Genomic DNA, 20,630 nt, shown 5'->3' on the forward strand with positions numbered 1-20,630 from the left:
CGCCATTGTTATTTAAACGCGTTTATAATGAAGATTGAAGACTGTTTCCGGATAGGTAGTATTTTAAAAACCAAGGGCCTTAAAGGCGAGATGCAGCTGTATGTTGATTTTGACGGCCTGGAGGATATTGATTTTGATGCGCTGTTTATACAGATAGCAGGTAAACTGGCGCCTTTTTTTGTGGAGTCGGTTAAATATAGCCATAACGGGCATGCGTTTTTATATTTAGAAGATGTAGATACCATTGAGAAAGCGGCTGCACTGGTAAAAAAAGACGTTTATTTACCCAACAAATTGAAGCCTGTAAAAGGCGAAGAAGATTTTACCTTGTTCGACCTGGTAGGTTTTACCGCCATTGACGACAATGAAGGCGAGCTTGGCGAAATAACCGACGTGCAGGAATATCCTCAGCAACTAATTGCCACAATTGATTTTAACGGCAAAGAAGTACTTTTCCCACTAAATGAAGAAACCATAACAGGGATTGATGTTGTGAAAGAGATCATAAACATTGATCTGCCGGAAGGATTGCTGGATATTTATTTGGATTAAGCCCCTAACTCTCCATAGGAGTCCTTCGGACCCTAAAGGGGAAATATGAGTTTAAGGAAAACCAACCGATTGATAAAACAAATGTCAGATATATTTGACATTTGTGTAAAGTTTGTTTTACATTTGGTAAATCAAACTTTACACAAATGACTTCACGTTTTTTATTTCCACACTATTGTAAACGTATTGGATGGGCTATACTTATTCCCGGGCTTGTTTTGGGGTATTTCTCGTTCTTTAGAAATTATAACATACCCGGTTTTTCCACTTCCAGAATTCGGGCTAACAATCCAAACGTTATCGATGTTCAACAATTCACCAATTCATTAGCATTGGCATTGGTTATTGCAGGCGCCATGCTTGTAGCTTTTGCGAAAGAAAAAATAGAAGATGAATTGACCACCCGGATAAGGCATAATGCGCTATATTGGTCTATTTTGATCAATTATTCGCTTTGTACAGTTCTAATTATCGCAGCAATTATTAAAGGCGATGTGTTTTACGACTATCATAATATTCTTGGTTCTTTCGGTTATATAGCGGTTATAGCCATATATAATCTTTTTAGTGTTCTGATTATTTTTTTACTTCGATATCATTATTTGCTGTACAGTAAAATGGGCCAGTATAAATTAGGAGGACTTTCTTTTTTACCATATTACCCCTATCGTGTAGTTAGTAAATGGGCCACAAGAATTTTGTTCGTGCCCGCTGCCTTAACTTATACTAATTGGCCTCTTCCATACTCGTCTGAAATCATAGCTGTTTTATCGCTTTCATTATTAGTCTGGGTTTTCAGCCGGCAAAAGCGCGAGGACGAAATGATAAGCACTATCCGCATGGAATCTATGCAACTGGCTATTTATTTTGTTTATGGTTTTTTATTGCTGAGCGATTTTTTTATATATGGCAACGCGTTCTTTTACATAATGATGTTTAATCTTGTTGGCGCGGAAGCCTTCTTTTTAATCAGGTTTCATTTCGCTTACAATAAACTATTAAAAGATACGAGGGAGTAATATCATGAAAAACACACTCCGCATAGAGCGCGCTATAAAAAATATCACCCAGGGTGATCTTGCCGAGCTTATTGGTGTATCACGCCAAACCATAAATACTATCGAGAGCAATAAATATGTGCCATCCACCGTGCTTGCACTGAAAATTGCGCGCGTTTTTGGCAAACAAGTTGAAGAAATATTTATTTTAGAAGAAGGGGATTAACAACCTAATCCCTAAGGGGAATGGTAAGCGCTCATAGATTTATGGAATCAAAAAATACATCTTCGAAAGACACCCCCTTTAGGGAGCCGGGGGGCACTTCCTTTGCACCGGTATTGGCTATTGTTAACGGCACTACTGATATCAGTTTTTACCAAAAGGCATTTAACGCCACCGAAAACTTTTGCTTAAGGAACGATGACGGCAGCATCCACGTGGCCGAACTGGTTATTGACGGCGCTGTGTTTCACATCCATGAAATAACCCAATTCAGCCACACTATACCGGCCATGGCAGGGGGCACTGTTAATATAGGTTTGTTTGTCAATGATGTTTATGCCGTATTTAACCAGGCCATTGAAGCGGGCGCCACGCTTATAGTACCCGTAACCGATTATGATTACGGTTACCGTCAAGGCGAGTTTATAGACCCCTTCGGGCACAAATGGATTATTCAGAAGAGATTAGAGATTAATTAATTAAAGGTTGGGCAGATCGCTTTAAACACACTAAAACAACTAATCACTAATCTTTAATCACTAATCTCTACCTTTGCCCCCATGCGTTTTGACATCATCACTGTATTGCCTGGATTATTAGAAAGCCCTTTTGCACATTCTATTTTGCAGCGCGCGCAAAAGAAAGGTATTGCCGAGATCCACGTGCATAACCTGCGCGACTACGCCCCCGGCAAACAAAAAAGTGTAGATGATTATCCCTACGGCGGCGGTAGCGGCATGGTAATGACCATTGGCCCATTTGCCAAATGTATTGAAGCGTTAAAAGCTGAGCGTGAGTATGATGAGGTGATCTTTATGTCGCCAGATGGCGAAACGCTTAATCAGGCTATGGCCAACCAGCTATCCATCAAAAAAAATATCATTATACTTTGCGGTCATTATAAAGGGATCGACCAGCGGATCCGTGATATCTTTGTTACCCGTGAGATCTCTGTTGGCGACTATGTACTGTCGGGCGGCGAATTACCGGCAGCTATAGTGGTTGATGCAGTAGTACGTTTGATACCCGGTGTGCTGTCTGACGAAACATCGGCCCTTTCAGACTCTTTCCAGGATGGTTTGCTGGACGCGCCGGTATATACGCGCCCTGCAGACTGGAACGGCCATAAAGTGCCTGATATATTATTAAGCGGCAACACGCCCGAAATAGAAAAATGGCGTTTTGACCAGGCGGTAGAACGTACCAAATCCCGCCGGCCCGATATTATGTAAAAATACTGTAGAGGCACAATACTTTGTGTCTCGCTGGTATTATTTAACCATATAAGATGAGATAAAAAGTATTGTACCTCTACAATGTTAATTACCCCATTGTGTTAACAAAAAACAAATTGTGGAAATTTTTAAAATGCTCTTTTAATTTCAAAAAATAATCCCTATAATTGCAATCCGATTTTTACGGGTTAAAAATCGCATTTAGAGCTTAAAATCATGGATTTAGTAAAATTTGTAGAAGAGCAAACAGTAACAATTAACAAGTTTCCGTCTTTCAAAGCCGGTGATACTGTAAGCGTTCATTATAAAATTAAAGAAGGAACCAAGGAACGTATCCAGGTTTACCAAGGTGTAGTTATCCAACGTAACAGTGTTGGTGTGTCTGAAACATTTACCGTACGTAAAGTTTCAAACGGAATAGGTGTTGAGCGTATCTTCCCTGCTAACTCGCCAAACATTGAAAAAGTTGAAGTTAACAGCCACGGTAAAGTACGTCGCTCTAAACTTTATTACCTGCGTGCCCTTACCGGTAAAGCAGCTCGTATCAAGTCAAAAAGAGTTTAATCCCGCTGATTTCCTGAATAGGGAATTAAGAGGCAAGTATATTAAAAATGCCTTCTTTCATTTGAGAGAAGGCATTTTTTGTGGGCAATTTTTAAATAAACTTGTTATTTCAATAGAGCCGAAAAAGCGTTGCGACTGGCGCGAAGGAGGGGTCTATACACACAAGTATAGCGCATTACCTGCGGTGTAGTGATTTCTCACTAACGTTCAAATGAATATCGCTTTATCCATTTCTCCCCCTTTAAGGGGGCTGGGGGGATTACGCAGGTAATTCCGCTATTACAGTACGGCCACCCTTTACAACCTCGCCGATCTCTACGTTTATCTTTGAACCCAATGGTAAAAACAGATCGACACGCGAGCCGAATTTAATAAAGCCGAACTGATCGCCCTGCTCAACCTTGTCGCCCTCTTTTACATACCACACAATACGACGTGCCAGCGCGCCGGCAATTTGCCTGAACAGTACAGGTGTACCCGTGCTATTTTCGGTAACAACAGTGGTGCGCTCATTTTCTGTTGATGACTTTGGATGCCAGGCTACCAGGTATTTACCCGGGTGATATTTAAAATATTTAACAACCCCGCTTATTGGGTTACGGTTAACGTGCACATTTACCGGCGACATAAATACCGAAACCTGGATGCGTTTATCTTTTAAAAACTCAGTTTCGGTAGCTTCTTCAATTACTACAACTTTACCGTCTGCAGGGCAAAGCACTACCTTTTCGTCTTGGGTAATATCGAAATGAGGGTTGCGGAAAAACTGCACTATAATGATAAACAGCACTGCTGAAAGGATATAAAAGATCCATTTTAAAGCAGTTGCTTCCGGTTTGTAAAATTGTATACCGGCATTTAAAATAAAGATAAACAAGATACATAGCGCAAGGGATGTGTATCCTTCTTTGTGAAAAGTCATTTTCTTCATGGGGCAAAATTAAGCATTTGTAATGAAGTACAGATAAGTATATACAATTGGCGCGGCAATCAGCAAACCGTCAAAGCGGTCGAGCAGGCCGCCATGGCCCGGCAATATGCCACCCGAGTCTTTTACATCAATACTGCGTTTAAACATAGATTCTATCAGGTCGCCGGTAGTGCCAAAGCAGCTGATGATTACCCCGCTGATGATCCATTGCTGCGCGGTTAACTCGGTATAATATATGCTGATAATATAAGCGGCTATCCCGGTGATAATAATACCGCCGATAAGCCCCTCCCAGGTTTTTTTAGGCGAATGCCGCTCAAATAACTTATTGCGCCCCATTTGGCTGCCTACTAAATAGGCCCCGGTATCGTTAGCCCAAAGCATTAGCAAAAATCCCAGCGGGAAATGAAAATTAAATGAACCATTCACATAAGCCAATCCGTGGAAAAATGTAAAAGGCATAATGGTGAATATCAATCCTAAATAAGTATAGCCAATGTTGGTAAAGGGGGCTTTGTTCTTTTTAAAAAGCTCCTGGATAAATATGGCACTGACCGGTACCGGCAATAAAAATAATAGCTTGTGCGCGCCTTCCGACTGGTAAGCTGCCAATGCGAACGCAGCGTAAATAAAAATACCATTCAATAACCCGGTAGTAACATCGGGTTTAAAGCCGGCTTTTTTAACCAGCCCGTAAAACTCCCAAAGGCAAAAACAGCTTAGTAATAAATAAAATGCACCGAATACATAATGCCCCAGTAAAACAGAGGCCACCATCACAATAATAAAGAAGAAGCCTGTTATGGCACGAATTTTCATAGGTTAATTTGGTTCAGGATCATTACCTCAATAGCGTGGCTAAAATCCTGTTGGTGTATATAAACTTCAACATCACCAAAATCGCGGTGTGACGAAGCTTGTTTGTTTAGTAAAACTGCATCTATCTGGTGCTCGCAAAGCACCTGTTTAATAATTTCCGACCGGTAAAAATCAGTCGACGTAAAAATTTTGATCCAGTTTTTTTCCATTTAAAGTACAGGCATTTTTACTTTGCCCATTGCGATTGTACGATATAGATATAGCAAAAATAAAACAATTATAAGGCTAAAAACATAGCTGCCATAATTAAATATATGCTGATCGTCCGGGTTAACTTTGATCCGTTGATTTTGATATAAATAAGTAACGATTACTACAGTACCATTATTGATAAAATGTGCCCATACTGATGTCCAGATGCTGCCGCTCCAAACCACAAAATAGCCAAATAATACCCCAAGGAACATGCGCGGTAAAAAGCCAAAAAACTCCATGTGGAAGGCGCTGAATAACGCCGCCGTTATCCAGATGGCCGCGTGCGGGTTTTTAGTCCATTTGGTAAAGATGGTTTGTATTACACCTCTGAACATAAATTCTTCAACTATGGCGGTGAGTAAGCCAACTACCAATAATTTAAGTAGCATACTGCTGATGGTTTTCATTTGCAGCAATACGTCAGTCAGTTTTTTGGCCTGGTCTTCAGATTGGCGCATCCAGCGTTGCACGCCATCTAAAAAATGTGGCAGCACCATTTTTTGGTTAATGTTGCTCAATATTTCGATTAATGGCGATGATGTCAGCATCACAAAAAAAACAATAACGGGCAACAGTAGCGGAAATTTAAAAGCTTGCTTTAAATATTCTTGCGGGCTTTTAACTATCCAATAAGCAAATATCAGCGATGATACGATGATGGGGATAGTAGTACTTACTATCTGCAGGATCCACAAACCGGTAACAGCATTAGGGTTGGCCAGGTTAAGTTGCGCGAGGTCAACCACGGTGTTTACGCCATACAAAATCATAACTATTGCTGCACCAATAAGATACCCGGCAAAAATAATCCCGAAAGTTAGGGCAATAAAGACAAGAAATTGTAAAGAAGGATGCTGTTGTTTATCGGGGTTTGTGCTCATTAATTTTAAAATGCGTATTTTTGCAGCGCTTAAAGATAAGCCATGTCTGTACAAATAGGAAATATTGATTTAGGAGAATTCCCGCTGCTGCTGGCACCGATGGAAGATGTGAGCGATCCGCCTTTCCGTTACGTATGCAAACAACATGGCGCGGATATGATGTACACAGAGTTTATCTCGTCCGAAGGATTAATTCGTGATGCGGCCAAAAGCCTTAAAAAGCTGGACATTTTTGAATATGAAAGGCCCATCGGCATCCAGATCTTTGGCAGCGATATTGAGCATATGCGTGAAGCGTCGGCTATTTCATCGCAGGCAGGCCCTGATCTGATTGATATTAACTACGGCTGCCCTGTAAAAAACGTGGCTTGCCGTGGTGCGGGCGCAAGCCTGTTGCAGGATATTGATAAAATGGTAGCCATGACCAAAGCGGTTGTTGAGGCTACACACTTGCCGGTAACGGTGAAAACCCGCTTAGGCTGGGACGATAACACCAAGAACGTACAAGAAGTTGCCATGCGCCTGCAAGACGTAGGAATAAAAGCTTTGACCATACATGGCCGTACCCGTGCGCAAATGTATAAGGGTTCTGCCGATTGGACATTGATCCGCGAGATCAAGAAAAATCCGCTGATAAATATCCCCATTTTTGGGAATGGCGACATCGACTCGCCTGAAAAAGCGGCAGCCTGGCGTATGGAATATGGCGTAGATGGCATGATGATTGGCAGGGCTGCCATTGGCTACCCATGGATTTTCCGCGAAATAAAACATTACTTTAAAACTGGGCAGCACCTGGATAAACCCACGTTTGCAGAACGTATTGATGCCTGCCGTACCCACCTGGTAAAATCAATTGAGTGGAAAGGCCCCAAAACAGGCGTTTTTGAGATGCGCAGGCACTATTCTAACTATTTTAAGGGGATAGACAATTTTAAAGAATACCGCATGAAACTGGTTACTGCCGGTACTTTTGAGGAGCTGGAAGAGATCTTACATGAAATTGAACACAACCCAAAGTTCGAAAATTACGTACATAGTGTAGAGATTTAACACTTTAGTTTTCTCTCTTTTTCATTAAAAAATATATATTGCTGAAAATTAGGCCATTGGTATGGCGTGGTTTTTGAACAACTGATCTTAATATTTGAATTAAACGTTACTATCAACATGGTTACATTCATAACTGACGGTGTTAAGGTTTCTGTAGAAACTATATATCAGCCCGAGTATTCAAACCCGGCAAACGACCATTTTATGTTTGCCTATAAAGTTTCTATTGAAAATATGGGCAGTTATGCGGTACGCCTGATGAGCCGTCACTGGTATATTTTTGATTCGAACGGTGCTAAGCGCGAGGTTGAGGGCGAAGGTGTTGTAGGACAACAACCTGTTATAGAGCCTGGTACTTCGCACGAATATGTGTCAGGCTGTAACCTTAAAACTGATATGGGCAGCATGAAAGGCGAATACCAAATGGTACGCCTGATGGATAACGCCGTGTTTGATGTACAGATTCCTGAATTTTATCTGATAGCGCCTTACAGGATGAATTAAGTTTTTAAAAAATCATATACAGAGAAACCCCGGTTGAAATTTCAGCCGGGGTTTCTCTTTGGATTTTAATGCGATCAATGATGGTGTCCGCCGCCGCCACCGCCGCCCATGTGGCCTCCGCCGCCGCCACCACCCATATGCGGTTGTCCGCCACCGCCACCCATGTGTTGGGGTTGCATATGCGGTTGTTCCATATGTTGAGGCTGCATGCGTGGTTGTTCAACATGTTGCTGCTGCATACGTTGCGGTTGCATATGCTGGGCCTGCATGTGTTGTTGCTGCATGCGGGGCTCTTGCATATGTTGTGGTTGTGAAATATGGGCTTGCGGTGCACGTTGTTGCACATGCTGTTCCATATTTGACTGCCTGGCCCTGTTAATTTCAGGCGATGTACGTGTATGATTATTGATCGCCGCATGTGTAGCCGGCGATGGGTTATGCTGTACCCCGGCATGATTTGCCATATGCCCCGGCGAACTGATAGAATGCGTATTGATACGGTTCATAGCAGCTGTGCCGGGCCTGCCATGATTGGCTGACAACCTTTGTGCCGGATTTCTGCCTGCCATTTGCTGGTGCGATAGCTGGGTATGCGTAGGCTGGATGTGGTGTTCGTTCATGGCCCTGCGTTCTTCAGGGCGTGGTTGTGCCATTATACCGCCGCGGCCATTAAAGCTGGCCCGGCTGTTGGTTGTATGTATCACCGTACGGTTAACGTAAGTGTTATGTATCACCGTTCTGTTTACATGAAAAACGGCTGTGTTGTAACGGAATGATCGGCCACTCCATACGCCGCCGTAAAAACCTGAACCCGGGTAGCCATAACCATAATTTATACCGCCGTAAAAGCCAACGTGCGGACCCCAGTATCCGGCGTGATATAAGTAAACGCCGTTGTCAAATCCCCAATAACATGGGGTCCATAATAATCCCGGAGTTGGCGGGGCAACCCATACGCCGGGTACCCAGTAATACCCGTCGGTATTATCATAAGCCCAGTAGCCGGGCTCCCAAAGGTAACCGTCAACAGGGCATGGAGGTTGTGTATAAACCGGTAGCGGTGGTGGCCCTATCCTTACGGATAAACCAACACTTACTTGTGCATCTGCCGCAGGCGAAACAATAACCATCGCCCCAAGCAGTATAAAAATTTTAGCTATATTTTTCATAACAGAGGCATTTTGTACCCTAATAGACAGTTATGAACTTAAATTGTTTAGCACGCTAATTAAAAATTAGCCGGCAGGATAGCGATGTATTAATTCCGACGGTTTAACAAAAACGAAGCATAATATAATAACGTGGCTAATGAGCCCAATGCAGCAACTACATAGGTCATAGCGGCCCACCATAAAGCATCTTTAGCTTGTTCATGCTCATCGTTGGTTTGCATTACGCTGTAATTATTGTTTAACCATGCTAAAGCACGGCTGCTGGCATCAAACTCTACCGGAAGCGTAATAAAGCTAAAAAGCGTTACTACCGCCAAGGCTGCTACACCAATTGCCAACACCAAAGGGTTGTGCATAAAAAATAATAGCATTACACCTATAAACAGGGTGAATTGTACCAATGTTGATGCTGCATTGGTAACAGGCACCAGGGTGGTACGCAGGCTCAACCAGCTATATCCTACGGCATGCTGTACCGCGTGCCCGCACTCGTGCGCAGCAACAGCTGCAGATGCTACACTGCGGCTATAAAATACGTCTGGGCTTAAATTAACAGTTTTTGTTTCGGGATTGTAATGATCGGTTAACTGCCCTTCGACAGATATTACCTGCACATCATAAATGCCATTATCGCGCAGCATACGTTCTGCAACCTCCTGGCCTGACATGCCTGATAGTAGTGCAACCTCTGAATATTGCTTAAATTTACTTCTGAAACGCCATTGCACGATTGAGCTTATCAGCAAGATGACGATCATTAAAAACCAGGCCGAGCCTGTACCTATATATCCTAAAATGAATGTTAAGTGATCCATATTGTTTTTTCTTTATAGATTGGTGTATTCAAAAAGTATTCCATTAAGTTAAAAATCAGGATGATTTGGTTTTTGAATTTTTACTTTTGACTTAACCATGCTGCACAACTATTCATATTGGGAGCAAACCGAATTTGTTAATAATGCCGATGTAATCATTATCGGCAGTGGCATTGTTGGCTTAAGCGCGGCGCTGTATTTAAAAAAACAGCAGCCTTCTTTGAAAGTACTGGTGCTTGAACGCGGCTTTTTGCCAAGCGGCGCAAGTACAAAAAACGCGGGATTTGCCTGTTTTGGCACTGTATCAGAACAAATTGCTTACCTGAAAAGATCGTCAGAACAGGAAGTACTGCGGATGGTTGATTATAAATGGCGCGGACTACAACGCATGCGCCAAAACCTGGGCGACGAAAATATCGACTTTCATCAATATGGCGGGTATGAACTGTTCGTGAATAATGAGCAGGCGCAGGCAGAAGAAAGCTTGGATAACTTAACATACTTTAACAATTTGTTAAAGCAAACCATTGGCTCGCCTGACATTTATGCAGTCGCCAATGATAAAATTGCAGATTTTGGGTTTGAAGGTGTTGGCCAAATGATAGTTAACCAGTATGAAGGCCAGATAAATACCGGCAAAATGATGCGTGCATTGTTGCATAAAGTTTATGCGATGGGCACACTAATTTTAAATGAGTGCGACGTAACCCAAATTGATAGGAGTGGTTCTCAAATTCATCTGCAGACATCGAAGGGAAATTTTAAAGCCGCCAAAGTGATCCTTGCTACCAATGCATTCGCGGCACAGCTCTATCCTGGACTTGAAGTAGTACCCGGGCGCGGGCAGGTATTAGTTACCAAACCTGTTGCGGGCTTAAAACTTAAAGGAACCTATCATTTTAACGAAGGCTATTATTATTTCAGAAACATTGACGGCCGCATACTATTTGGCGGCGGCCGCAACCTGGATTATAAAGCCGAGCAAACCTTTGATTTTGGGCATACCGAAATGGTAAAACAGCAATTGACCTGCTATTTAAGTGAAATGATCTTGCCCGGCCAAACAGCCGAAATTGATTACTGGTGGAGCGGCATCATGGGCTTTGGAGAGGATATAAACCCGATAGTGAAAGAAGTAAAGCCCGATATTTATTGCGCCGTAAGGTGTAACGGCATGGGGGTAGCAATGGGAAGCCTGGTTGGCGAAGAAGTTGCACAATTGTTATTGGATACTTTATAGTGCTATATACTATAGCCCATCTTATCTTATACTCCACAGTTTTGCCAGCCAGTTTCGCTCTTTATAAAACTGGCCCAAACCACTGTACATGCACAATATTTATCCTATTTATAAGCCATTAACATTCAGCTTATTTTCGTTATTTTTGATTAACCAATGTACCTGTTTGCCGGTTTTCAGAATATATTACCTTGCTGCTTTAGTCAAAACTTTAGCAGACGGCTATTGCTTTTTTTATTTTTTATAAAAGGATTTTATACCAATGCGCAGGCGCCAAATATTACATATGAAACGCCGCAGATTTATAAAATAAACACCACTATTTCACCATTAAAGCCCGCTAACACCGGGGGGGCGGTGCCTGCCGCAATTTACGGACAGGTAGGTACATTTGCCGGAGGCAGGGCGCCAGTGACATATGATTCCGAGGGAACTGATGCAGGGTTTAACTTTCCGTCAGGAATTACTGTAAGCGGTGCAAACATTTATGTTTCTGATTATGGTAGCGGGGCTATAAGAAAAATAACCCCTGATGCAAATGTTACCACAATAGCAGGCAATAACAATAATTCTCAACCCTCAGGTATTGTTGCTGATAGCCACGGCAATTTATTTATTACAAATTTTAATGCAAACACTATCCTAAAAACAACGATAAATGGAGGCCCCATATCTGTTTTTGCGGGAAATGGCTCATCAGGGAGCTTAAATGGGTTGGGTACCGGTGCAAGTTTTAACTCACCCGGAGGCATAGCTATTGATGCATCAGATAATTTATATGTTGCCGACCAGCAAGGTAACCTGATCAGGAAAATATCTCCGGCCGGCTCAGTAACAACATTTGCCGGTAGCGGAAATGAAGGTTCTCTTAATGGCCCTAATTTAATATCAAGATTCCTTAACCCGGATGGTTTGGCAATTGATAAAGCAGGAAATATATTTGTAGCAGATACTAAAAATAATTTAATAAGAAAGATTTCAGCCGGGTCGGTAACAACATTTGCCGGTAACGGCACAGCAGGTAGCCTGGATGGCGTTGGTACAGCAGCAAGCTTTAATTATCCTACATCTTTAACTATTGATGGCTCGGGTAATCTGTACGTTGCAGACTATAAAAGCAATTTAATACGCAGAATTACGCCATCCGGAGTAGTATCTACTGTTGCAGGGTCCGGCTCTCCGGGCAGGACAAATGGCATTGGTACGGCTGCCAGTTTTAACGCCCCATTAGGTTTAGCCATTGACGGCTTGGGTAATTTATTCATAACGGATGCCGGCAATTACCTTATCCGCAAAATTAATGTAACGGGTTATATTATTGATAAACCGCTGCCTGCGGGCTTAATATTCGATCAAACTACGGGTATAATCAGCGGCACACCTACTGCTGCGTCCGGGGCAAGGGATTATACAATTACCGCATTTAATGGCGCTGGCAGCAGTAGTACTATCGTAAATATTGCTGTAAATACGCCACCGCCACCGGTAATTGCACCGCCAAATATTACTTATCAAACCCCGCAAACATATGACCCCGGCGAAACCATTACACCATTAGTACCTGCTAACACAGGAGGTGCTGTACCTGCGGTAGTATATGGCACAACCAATATGTTGCCTCAAGCCTTCGAGGATAATTTTAGCGCAAGTACAGCTGTTGTAACCGATGCCCAGGGCAATTTATACGTTTGTGATTTTAATAAAAATCAAATAAAAGAAATAAATGTGAGCACCAATGCGGTCACGCTCATTGCAGGTACTACGGCAAACGGTGCGCAAAACGGGCCCGGTCAACAGGCCAGCTTTTTTGAACCCAACGGCATAGCTATGGACGCCAATGGTAATTTATTTGTGTCGGATCAGAATAATAACCTGATCAGGAAAATTGGACCCGGCCCTGATTATGTAGTATCAACTTTTGTGGGTAGCGGTAATGCTGCATTGAGTGATGGTTCAGGCGCTAATGCGAGTTTTAATGCTCCTAAAGGAATGACCATTGATGGATCAGGAAACATTTATGTTGCTGATTATGGGAATAATGTAATAAGAAAAATTACTTTAGGCGGTTTTGTTTCCACAATTTATGGCACCTCATTAAAAAACCCATCAGGTGTATGTATAGATGCTTCAGGTAATTTGTATGTTGCCGATGCCGGCCATGGCTCCATAGTTAAAATAGAACCGGGCGGATATGTATCCACTTTTGTTACGGGTTTAAAGACGCCACGGGATATAGTAATTGACAAAACCGGTAATTTCTACGTTACAGATCAGGGCAGTAATACGGTAAAAAGAATTTCGCCGAATGGGGTGATCACCACGCTGCCTGGTACGTTTAACTCACCTATAGGGTTGACGCTTGATGGCTTGGGGAACCTGTACGTGGCGGATAATTTGAGCGGTACGGTAAAACAGATAATAGTGTGCGGATATATTATAGATAAACCTTTGCCGCCAGGCTTAATTTTTGATCAAAAAACCGGTACCATCAGCGGTACGCCAACTACACCAACAGCCAGGGCAGATTATACCATAACCGCCTTTAATAGTAGCGGGAGTAGTAGCACTGTTGTTAGTATAGAGGTTACAAATACGTCGCGTCAGCCATCTGTTATTACATTTCCGGCTATAACCGCGTCACATTATGATGGTAATATTATTACCCCAAACGCAACAAGCCCCAATACCAATCCACAAACCCCAATAACCTATACCAGCAGCGACCCCACGGTAGCAACTGTCACAGCCGATGGCAAGTTGCAAATACACGGACCGGGAAACAGCCAGATCACCGCCACGCAGGCAGGAAATGGCACCTATTTACCTGCCACGCCTGTATCAGTAACGCTTACAGTGATGCTTGACCAGGTTATTGATTTTGCACCCATCTCGGCAAAAAGCGTTTGTTCGACCGATTTTTCAGTGTCAGCTACAGATCATGACGAAGGCTTTGGTTTTCCTCCTTCAGGTATACCAATAACTTACAGCAGTAGCAATCCGGCAGTAGCCACCGTATCAAGCACGGGGGTAGTTCATGTTTTATCGGCCGGGACTACAACTATAACTGCCAGCCAGGCCGGCAATACTTCGTACAATGCGGGCAGCGCGCAACAAGTTTTAACAGTTTCAACACCGCCATCGCCTGATATTAGTGTTTCTGTCAGTAACAGAAACGTATGCCAGGGCACGCCTGTTACCTATACCGTTAATGTGAATAATTTAAGTGAATTAACTAATCCGACTTATAAATGGGAAGTTAACCTTAAAGACGTTGGTGTGAGTACTACAACTTATACCGTTGCCGGCCTAACCAATACGGACGTAGTTACTTGTTTAGTTACCAATGGCGACCCTTGTAGTATACCTACAGGTAGCCCGGCCCCTTCTCTTGACTTGATCCCTTCGGGGTCGGTGCAGACTGTAAGTCTTACATCTTCTGCAACAGCCGCTGTTTGCAGCGGTACACCTGTTACATTTACGGCAACACCCAACTACAGCGGTAACAGCACCACTTATCAATGGCATGTAAACGGTATGGACGTGGGCGACAACAGTCCTCAATATACCAATAACGATTTTACAGATGGGGATAAAGTGACTTGTACAGTCACTAATAACGCGCTGACATGTTTAGCAAACCCGTCTGTTACGTCCGACCCGTTAACAATTAATATTACCTCAATTACGGGCGCACCGCCATCTGTGACTATAACGGCATCTGCGGATAACGTTTATGCAGGCCTGCCAATTACATTTACTGCCACTGCTATCAATGCCGGCAGTAGCGTTACTTATCAATGGCAGGTAAATGGTGCTAATGCAGGTACAAACAGCAGTACTTTTACAACTACAACTTTGGCTAACGGCGATATTGTAACCTGTACGATAACACCATCAATAAATTGCGCTACACCGGTAACCAGTATACCGGTAACGGTAACAATTTTGCCTCCGTTAACAATTACCCCGCCCAATACATTTACGCCAAACGGCGACGGGATCAATGATCTGTGGGAAATAGCCGGGCTTACCACTTATCCAGATTGTAAAGTAAAAACCTATAACCGTTACGGAAAGCTGGTATTTCAATCGATAGGGTACAGCAAACCCTGGGATGGTTTGTATAACGGCGCACACTTACCTGTTGGCACCTATTACTACGTTATCGATTATAATAAATCGAAAATAAGCGGCTATGTTGAGCTTATTAGATAAATTCACGCTGTTTATCTGCCTCATTATTAGAATTATAATAAATTTAAGCCGATAAAGTCAAATTTTGTTAATTACTCAACATTGTGTGCAAAAGTTATATGTTAAAAAAATGTTAAAGCTTACCTGATTAAATCTATCGGCTTTATATTTGTGTAATTGTTATTTTATCGAACTAAACCAATTGTTCTTTATGGTAAGTTAATGAGTCAGTTAATACAAAGAGAGAGCCCCCTAAAAAGTTCTCTCTTTTTGCTTTAAGGGATTTGGCTTTGACTAAACTTACCAATTAAATAAACATCCCGCGGGTTATGGTGTTGTATAATAAAACTACAAGCCATGATCGAGACCAAAGACACCATACCGGCAGAAAAAGATGGGAAATATCAGTTTCAGCTAAATTACTCGGGCCGAGAAGTAACCTGCCAGGTAGAAAAAGAACAGCAAACACTGCATGTTAAGATAGACGATAACCTGGAAGCCGAATTAAAAATAAATAATGACGGTACCGTAACCCAAACCGGCGGCGCACAACTTCCGGATTCATCTATCGATTTTATTAAGAAACATATTTTGGGCTGACCTTAACTCAACACTTCTTCGAGGATCTCGTGCGAGTGGATATTGCCGAAACCCTCTATGTGTAAGGCATAATATTCAAGCAGCTTGGCTATCAGGTACCGGCGTTCGTCAGTTGATAGTTTTAGTGAGGCCAGGTTTTCAAAATTGCTTTGTAGCAGGCGGCCAAAGTTTTGTGTATGCGGCGGCGAGAGATATAACAATGTATCAGGTTTGTATTTAATAAATACACCGTTCTTCAGATCAAAATAGTCGGCTTCATTAGCCTGGTATCTGTCGGGGTAAAAACCCAAATGACGTGTAAGTTTGACCATGAACAGCAAGTGAAAATTAGCCAGTCCTGTGTTTTGATGATCCAGCCACTCGATGGCATTGAATACAAAGTCAAATAGATTCTCATCAGCCGATTGCTGCCTGATGGATTTATACAACACCTCGTTTAAAAACAAGGCCATGCTGCTTTTTATCACATCGTAAGGGATACTTTGCAATACCGGCGAGGTCTTCAATTCGGCTATGCGTTGCACGTTACCTGCCGATTTATGATACACCACCATATCCAGCAAATGCAGGGGCTGCAGCATGTTACGGCTTATTTTAGCCTTTGGTTTCTTTACTCCGTTAATGATGTATGATTGCAGGCCAAGCTTTTCTGTAAACACCTGCACGATAACGCTGGACTCGCCATAGTCGGTAGTTTTAAGAACGATGCCCCTTGTTTTATGCAGCATGGATCAACAACAGCAGTTTGGGTAAAAAAATAACAGCACCTGTGATCAGGGCAAACAGCGCTGCAATTACCACTGCCCCGGCGCTGATGTCTTTAACATGGCCGGCTATTTTGTTGTAATCCGGCGATACCAGGTCTACCAGTGCCTCTAAGGCTGTATTAAACAGCTCGGCCATTAAAACTATCGCTATGCAAAGAATGATCCATTGCCACTCGTTTACCGAGATATGCAAGGCAAAACCCAAAGAAACCGCCAATATGGATGCCACCAGGTGGATCCTGAAATTAAGCTGCGTTTTAGCCGCGTAGCCCAAGCCGTTAAATGCATACCCAAAACTGCGGATGAGTTTTTTCATTGCTCAAATTTACTGAAAAGAACCCAAGGAATAATTTATCGCCAAAAATCATTATATTACAGCAAGTTAACTAATCGCTGTTTTATTATTTGATGGATACCCCTGCTGTTGATACCCCTACTATTGATCTGCCCGGAAAGATCAAGCACCCTAAAGACCTTTATTGGTTTTCGCATGCCATAAGCTGGCATATGTTTTCTTATTACGGCACAACATCGCTTTTGCTGGCCTACATGGTTACCCAGCTGCATTTTGCTGATAATAAGGGTTATGCCATATTCGGCACCTTCTCTGCGCTTGCATTTGGCATGCCTCTTTTTTGCGGTGTTATTGCCGACAAAGTTTTGGGCAAACGCAAGTCGTTGATTTTTGGGAGTGTGCTGCAAACTATCGGGCTGATTTGCGTGGCTGTACCTTATCAGTTTACTTTTTTTACTGGATTATCATTTTTTGTAGCCGGCAACGGGTTTATTGCCGGCATGTTCAAAGCCTTACCCGGCGATTTTTATCACCCCGAGGACTTGGAAAGTAAGGATGCGGGCTATACCATTATGTATGGCTTGTTCAATATCGGGGTAGCCTTGGGGGCTATGATCTGCGGCTATGTAGGGCCCGAGATCAACTGGCACGCCGGTTTTGCAATTGCCGCTGCGGGTAGCTTTATTTCTTACCTGGGCATGGTGTTCGGTGTTAAGAAATCGCACGGAATACCCGCGGCACTGGCGGCCAAAAAAATATTGCCTGGTATCAATATGGAAATGTTGGTTTACCTTTTGAGCTTGCCTTGTATTGCTATAATTACCCTGGTATTTTTATACCCCGGCATCATGGATATGGTCCTGTTCCCTTTGGCAGGCATATCTTTTATTTACGTTATTTACATATCCTTTAAATACACCAAAGCCGAGCGTTTTAAAATATTCGCGGCGCTGATAGCCTTTACCTTATATGCATTGTTTTTAGCCTTGTATGAACAGAGCGGCGGCTCGTTCAACCTGTTTGTCATTCGTAATATGGATATGCACGTAGGTAGCGTATTGTTGCCGGGCCTGGCCATCAACAATTTTCTAACTGGGTTTTTGCCGGCCATTATGATGCCGCTGATGTTGTGGATCTGGCGTGTGCTTAACAAGGCGGGATTTGAGCCGGGTACCGTCATGAAATTTGTGATCGGCTTTTTGTTTATGGGCGCTTTCTTCGGTTCGTTTTGGTGGGGATGTGTGCTGTACAAAGATACCGGGCTGGTACCGGTTTACTTTTTGTTTGGCGGCTATGTGTTAATGGAGTTTAGCGAATTGTGTATAGGGCCTATCATCTATTCGGTCAGTTACAAATTATCGCCTGCAAATATTGTGGGTACCATGATGGGCGTATTGGGTGTTGCCGCGGCTTTGGGCGAATACCTTGCCGCAAAAATAGGCAGCCTGGCCACAGTGCCCGAAAACATTCACGACCCCGTAAAGTCATTACCCTATTACACCAAAATTTATGGCGGGCTGGCGCTGTTTAGTCTTGGCGCGGCGGTATTATTTGCCCTGCTGCTTCCCCTGCTCAAAAAGCTAATGCAGGATGTGATTTAATTTGTTAGCTGCACTATCGAATACACATCAACTCCCGGGATATTAAATTTGACAAACCCATTTTCATAACTGAACGGCACATCAATATCGCCGGGCTGGATCTTAACCGTACGTGGCTTTGGCGCGTTTACGGTAATGCTTAGCTGATCTGTAATGGCCGGCAGTTTAAATTCAAGCCGGTTGTCTGCCAGGGTATCAAAATGATCATCCACGTTAATTAGATGGATCAAAGTTGATTTGTCTTTAGTATTAATGGTAACGTGGATCTTTGAAGAACCGCTAACGGTTACCTTGGGTTCCGGGAACAATCCTTTGACTATCCCGGCAACGATTTGCCGCAAGGTGTCGTTTTGGGTGTTCAGGTATTTTAAGGAGATATTGTCGTCAATGTTGGTAACGGTGCCTTTGCCGTAACGGGCCGTGCGTACAGGCAAACCGGCAGGATTGGTTTTATCAACCGCCGCGCCTGACAGCATCCCGCTGAACAAGTGGCCATCGCCAATGGTTAAAACCTTGCCGCCTTTGCCTGCATAATCTTCAACCATGGTGATCACCTCTGATGGCAGAGATCTCCATTCGGTTATCACCAGCAGCGGGTATTTTGCCAGGCTGTTTTTAAGCGAATGTTCCTGCAAAACCTGTACGCTGTATTGCAAATTTAGCAGCATGGCCAAAGTGCCCTTTACGTTATTATTGCCGCCCTGCCCGTTCTCAAACACGCCCGGCGACTCATTATTATGCCCATATTCAGACAGCAACAAAGCCACCTGCGGTACGGGCGTTGTATTAAAACTATAAGCTTTACGTTCATGGCAAAAGGCAGAAACTGCTGTAAGCATAGGTATAGTTTCCAACTGCAGCGAAGCGTCCCTTTTTTGCGGGATATAAACCTGGTAACCGCCGTCTTGCGATAATACCAGCGCGGCCTTTTGTTCAAGGTGCCGGGCGGTTTTCCAGAAGAAACCTTTACCATTCTTATCGCTCATAAAGCCCCAGCACATCAGGTCCCACGGCTTCCCCTGCGGCGCCAATGTCCTTGCTTCAAAATCTACATCTGGCACAGCATCACTTGTAAAATCGCCGGATAGGTAATCAACCGGTGCGTCAACCTTACCCGGCATAAATGATGAAAAGGACCAGTTGCTGGTAACAATAAGGTTGGGATTAAATTTATGAACGGCATTGATATAATGGGTCAGGTATTGATGGAAGGCATCACGCGTAAACTGGACATACTTTGGCCAGTCGGCATCTTTGCGTGAACGCGGTGCATCTGCCTTGCCGCTAAATTTTTTATAGGCTTCAATAGCAGCGGGCGAGTAGTCGGGCTGCAGCGCCCAGCACTCGCCATCCACCCAAATGCCGTTGATATGGTATTTGCTGCTCAGCTCGTTGATCTGCGGGATAAAATAATTGTCCGCATATTTACCAAATATGGATGTCGCCCCGGCGTCGGGCTTGCCATCGCCGTTTATCCGCACCCAGTCCGGGTGGTCCTTAATGGCCTGCGCGTCCAATATCCCCGAGAAATGCGAGAATAGGCCGATGTTTCGCTTACCGGTCTCTTCACGGAAAAGCCTTAGCGGGTCCTGCACTATGTTAGGCGCGGCTACGCCAACGGCGGTCGGGTAGCTCGATATACCCGGGTGTCCTTTGGTATCAACCTGGATAAAATCAGGCTTTACCATGTCAAGCATACTGTCAACTCCTGCTACGGTAAGCGTTTTGCCAATGCCCCGGGTGTCCGGGTTGGCATGAAAATCAAAGTGTACGCCAAAGAAGCGGTCGGTTACTTTAAAGTTTGAGCTGTTTTGTGCCGATGCGAATAAGGGCGCAGAAATAACTAACGCGATTAGATAGCGGTTTGCTTTAAGGCTTTTCATAAACGGTTTATTTGGTATGGGTAAATTTAATGAAAAAATTACAGCGGC

Annotated in this window: 21 protein-coding genes; 12 read left to right on the plus strand and 9 right to left on the minus strand. The window is 43.4% G+C overall.

Annotation, left to right across the window (positions count from 1 at the left end; all coding sequences use genetic code 11):
• Positions 1–27 precede the first annotated feature (27 nt).
• The 6 genes from rimM (at position 28) to rplS (ending at position 3,572) form a co-directional block, all read left to right on the plus strand.
• On the plus strand, positions 28–552 hold the full coding sequence (rimM, locus tag FO440_RS05405) for a ribosome maturation factor RimM (RefSeq protein ID WP_144247192.1): 525 nt from the start codon (positions 28–30) through the stop codon (positions 550–552).
• Between the two features lie 146 nt (positions 553–698).
• Positions 699–1,571 (plus strand): hypothetical protein, encoded by an 873-nt coding sequence (locus tag FO440_RS05410; protein WP_144247193.1) that lies wholly within the window; start codon positions 699–701, stop codon positions 1,569–1,571.
• 4 nt (positions 1,572–1,575) lie between these two features.
• Entirely contained in the window at positions 1,576–1,776 is a 201-nt protein-coding gene (locus tag FO440_RS05415; RefSeq protein ID WP_144247194.1) for a helix-turn-helix transcriptional regulator, read from the plus strand.
• 41 nt (positions 1,777–1,817) lie between these two features.
• Positions 1,818–2,252, plus strand: coding sequence for a VOC family protein (locus FO440_RS05420; RefSeq protein ID WP_144247195.1), 435 nt, complete (start codon positions 1,818–1,820; stop codon positions 2,250–2,252).
• An 81-nt stretch (positions 2,253–2,333) separates the two neighbouring features.
• Positions 2,334–3,005 carry a tRNA (guanosine(37)-N1)-methyltransferase TrmD gene (gene trmD / locus FO440_RS05425; RefSeq protein WP_144247196.1) on the plus strand — a complete coding sequence of 224 codons (672 nt, stop codon included), beginning with the start codon at positions 2,334–2,336 and terminating at the stop codon, positions 3,003–3,005.
• 219 nt (positions 3,006–3,224) lie between these two features.
• Positions 3,225–3,572 carry a 50S ribosomal protein L19 gene (gene rplS / locus FO440_RS05430; protein ID WP_144247197.1) on the plus strand — a complete coding sequence of 116 codons (348 nt, stop codon included), beginning with the start codon at positions 3,225–3,227 and terminating at the stop codon, positions 3,570–3,572.
• A gap of 259 nt (positions 3,573–3,831) precedes the next feature.
• Here rplS and FO440_RS05435 read toward each other — a convergent pair whose 3' ends face one another.
• From FO440_RS05435 to FO440_RS05450, 4 genes are read right to left on the minus strand one after another with little or no spacing between them, the layout of a single operon-like run.
• A complete protein-coding gene (locus FO440_RS05435; protein ID WP_144248210.1) occupies positions 3,832–4,494 on the minus strand; it encodes a phosphatidylserine decarboxylase family protein in 663 nt (220 codons plus the stop codon).
• An 18-nt stretch (positions 4,495–4,512) separates the two neighbouring features.
• Complete coding sequence (locus FO440_RS05440; RefSeq protein WP_144247198.1) at positions 4,513–5,322, minus strand: phosphatidate cytidylyltransferase; 810 nt, start codon at positions 5,320–5,322, stop codon at positions 4,513–4,515.
• Complete coding sequence (locus FO440_RS05445; protein WP_144247199.1) at positions 5,319–5,531, minus strand: hypothetical protein; 213 nt, start codon at positions 5,529–5,531, stop codon at positions 5,319–5,321. Before FO440_RS05445 ends, FO440_RS05440 begins: the two co-directional genes overlap by 4 nt.
• Entirely contained in the window at positions 5,532–6,458 is a 927-nt protein-coding gene (locus FO440_RS05450; protein ID WP_144247200.1) for a CPBP family intramembrane glutamic endopeptidase, read from the minus strand.
• A gap of 42 nt (positions 6,459–6,500) precedes the next feature.
• Here FO440_RS05450 and dusB point away from each other — a divergent pair, with 42 nt between their 5' ends.
• Together dusB and apaG are read left to right on the plus strand one after the other, a co-directional pair.
• Positions 6,501–7,511 carry a tRNA dihydrouridine synthase DusB gene (dusB, locus tag FO440_RS05455; RefSeq protein WP_144247201.1) on the plus strand — a complete coding sequence of 337 codons (1,011 nt, stop codon included), beginning with the start codon at positions 6,501–6,503 and terminating at the stop codon, positions 7,509–7,511.
• A gap of 117 nt (positions 7,512–7,628) precedes the next feature.
• Complete coding sequence (gene apaG / locus FO440_RS05460) at positions 7,629–8,015, plus strand: Co2+/Mg2+ efflux protein ApaG (RefSeq protein ID WP_144247202.1); 387 nt, start codon at positions 7,629–7,631, stop codon at positions 8,013–8,015.
• 74 nt (positions 8,016–8,089) lie between these two features.
• Here apaG and FO440_RS05465 read toward each other — a convergent pair whose 3' ends face one another.
• Together FO440_RS05465 and FO440_RS05470 are read right to left on the minus strand one after the other, a co-directional pair.
• Positions 8,090–9,184 (minus strand): YXWGXW repeat-containing protein, encoded by a 1,095-nt coding sequence (locus tag FO440_RS05465; protein ID WP_144247203.1) that lies wholly within the window; start codon positions 9,182–9,184, stop codon positions 8,090–8,092.
• Positions 9,185–9,273: 89 nt separating this feature from the next.
• Positions 9,274–10,002 (minus strand): zinc metallopeptidase, encoded by a 729-nt coding sequence (locus tag FO440_RS05470; RefSeq protein ID WP_144247204.1) that lies wholly within the window; start codon positions 10,000–10,002, stop codon positions 9,274–9,276.
• A gap of 97 nt (positions 10,003–10,099) precedes the next feature.
• On the opposite strand from FO440_RS05470, the gene FO440_RS05475 reads away from it, so the two are divergent.
• From FO440_RS05475 to FO440_RS05485, 3 genes are all read left to right on the plus strand, one after another.
• Positions 10,100–11,242 carry an NAD(P)/FAD-dependent oxidoreductase gene (locus FO440_RS05475; protein ID WP_144247205.1) on the plus strand — a complete coding sequence of 381 codons (1,143 nt, stop codon included), beginning with the start codon at positions 10,100–10,102 and terminating at the stop codon, positions 11,240–11,242.
• 225 nt (positions 11,243–11,467) lie between these two features.
• Positions 11,468–15,457 (plus strand): T9SS type B sorting domain-containing protein, encoded by a 3,990-nt coding sequence (locus FO440_RS05480; protein ID WP_186292572.1) that lies wholly within the window; start codon positions 11,468–11,470, stop codon positions 15,455–15,457.
• 336 nt (positions 15,458–15,793) lie between these two features.
• Positions 15,794–16,036, plus strand: coding sequence for a hypothetical protein (locus FO440_RS05485; RefSeq protein WP_144247207.1), 243 nt, complete (start codon positions 15,794–15,796; stop codon positions 16,034–16,036).
• Between the two features lie 2 nt (positions 16,037–16,038).
• Here the strand turns inward: FO440_RS05485 and recO are convergent, their stop codons facing one another.
• Complete coding sequence (gene recO, locus FO440_RS05490; RefSeq protein ID WP_144247208.1) at positions 16,039–16,764, minus strand: DNA repair protein RecO; 726 nt, start codon at positions 16,762–16,764, stop codon at positions 16,039–16,041.
• Positions 16,754–17,119 (minus strand): diacylglycerol kinase family protein, encoded by a 366-nt coding sequence (locus FO440_RS05495; protein WP_144247209.1) that lies wholly within the window; start codon positions 17,117–17,119, stop codon positions 16,754–16,756. Before FO440_RS05495 ends, recO begins: the two co-directional genes overlap by 11 nt.
• A 92-nt stretch (positions 17,120–17,211) precedes the next feature.
• Here FO440_RS05495 and FO440_RS05500 point away from each other — a divergent pair, with 92 nt between their 5' ends.
• Positions 17,212–18,699 (plus strand): peptide MFS transporter, encoded by a 1,488-nt coding sequence (locus FO440_RS05500; protein WP_144247210.1) that lies wholly within the window; start codon positions 17,212–17,214, stop codon positions 18,697–18,699.
• Here FO440_RS05500 and FO440_RS05505 read toward each other — a convergent pair.
• Positions 18,696–20,582, minus strand: coding sequence for an alpha-amylase family protein (locus FO440_RS05505; RefSeq protein WP_144247211.1), 1,887 nt, complete (start codon positions 20,580–20,582; stop codon positions 18,696–18,698). The genes FO440_RS05500 and FO440_RS05505 overlap by 4 nt on opposite strands.
• Positions 20,583–20,630 lie beyond the last annotated feature (48 nt).

This window comes from Mucilaginibacter corticis (genome assembly GCF_007558865.1).
Classification (GTDB): domain Bacteria; phylum Bacteroidota; class Bacteroidia; order Sphingobacteriales; family Sphingobacteriaceae; genus Mucilaginibacter; species Mucilaginibacter corticis.

Coding starts and splice junctions, on each gene's coding strand:
- rimM (WP_144247192.1), top strand. CDS start 28: ATGAAGATTGAAGACTGTTTCCGGATAGGTAGTATTTTAAAAACCAAG.
- FO440_RS05410 (WP_144247193.1), top strand. CDS start 699: ATGACTTCACGTTTTTTATTTCCACACTATTGTAAACGTATTGGATGG.
- FO440_RS05415 (WP_144247194.1), top strand. CDS start 1,576: ATGAAAAACACACTCCGCATAGAGCGCGCTATAAAAAATATCACCCAG.
- FO440_RS05420 (WP_144247195.1), top strand. CDS start 1,818: ATGGAATCAAAAAATACATCTTCGAAAGACACCCCCTTTAGGGAGCCG.
- trmD (WP_144247196.1), top strand. CDS start 2,334: ATGCGTTTTGACATCATCACTGTATTGCCTGGATTATTAGAAAGCCCT.
- rplS (WP_144247197.1), top strand. CDS start 3,225: ATGGATTTAGTAAAATTTGTAGAAGAGCAAACAGTAACAATTAACAAG.
- FO440_RS05435 (WP_144248210.1), bottom strand. CDS start 4,494: ATGACTTTTCACAAAGAAGGATACACATCCCTTGCGCTATGTATCTTG.
- FO440_RS05440 (WP_144247198.1), bottom strand. CDS start 5,322: ATGAAAATTCGTGCCATAACAGGCTTCTTCTTTATTATTGTGATGGTG.
- FO440_RS05445 (WP_144247199.1), bottom strand. CDS start 5,531: ATGGAAAAAAACTGGATCAAAATTTTTACGTCGACTGATTTTTACCGG.
- FO440_RS05450 (WP_144247200.1), bottom strand. CDS start 6,458: ATGAGCACAAACCCCGATAAACAACAGCATCCTTCTTTACAATTTCTT.
- dusB (WP_144247201.1), top strand. CDS start 6,501: ATGTCTGTACAAATAGGAAATATTGATTTAGGAGAATTCCCGCTGCTG.
- apaG (WP_144247202.1), top strand. CDS start 7,629: ATGGTTACATTCATAACTGACGGTGTTAAGGTTTCTGTAGAAACTATA.
- FO440_RS05465 (WP_144247203.1), bottom strand. CDS start 9,184: ATGAAAAATATAGCTAAAATTTTTATACTGCTTGGGGCGATGGTTATT.
- FO440_RS05470 (WP_144247204.1), bottom strand. CDS start 10,002: ATGGATCACTTAACATTCATTTTAGGATATATAGGTACAGGCTCGGCC.
- FO440_RS05475 (WP_144247205.1), top strand. CDS start 10,100: ATGCTGCACAACTATTCATATTGGGAGCAAACCGAATTTGTTAATAAT.
- FO440_RS05485 (WP_144247207.1), top strand. CDS start 15,794: ATGATCGAGACCAAAGACACCATACCGGCAGAAAAAGATGGGAAATAT.
- recO (WP_144247208.1), bottom strand. CDS start 16,764: ATGCTGCATAAAACAAGGGGCATCGTTCTTAAAACTACCGACTATGGC.
- FO440_RS05495 (WP_144247209.1), bottom strand. CDS start 17,119: ATGAAAAAACTCATCCGCAGTTTTGGGTATGCATTTAACGGCTTGGGC.
- FO440_RS05500 (WP_144247210.1), top strand. CDS start 17,212: ATGGATACCCCTGCTGTTGATACCCCTACTATTGATCTGCCCGGAAAG.
- FO440_RS05505 (WP_144247211.1), bottom strand. CDS start 20,582: ATGAAAAGCCTTAAAGCAAACCGCTATCTAATCGCGTTAGTTATTTCT.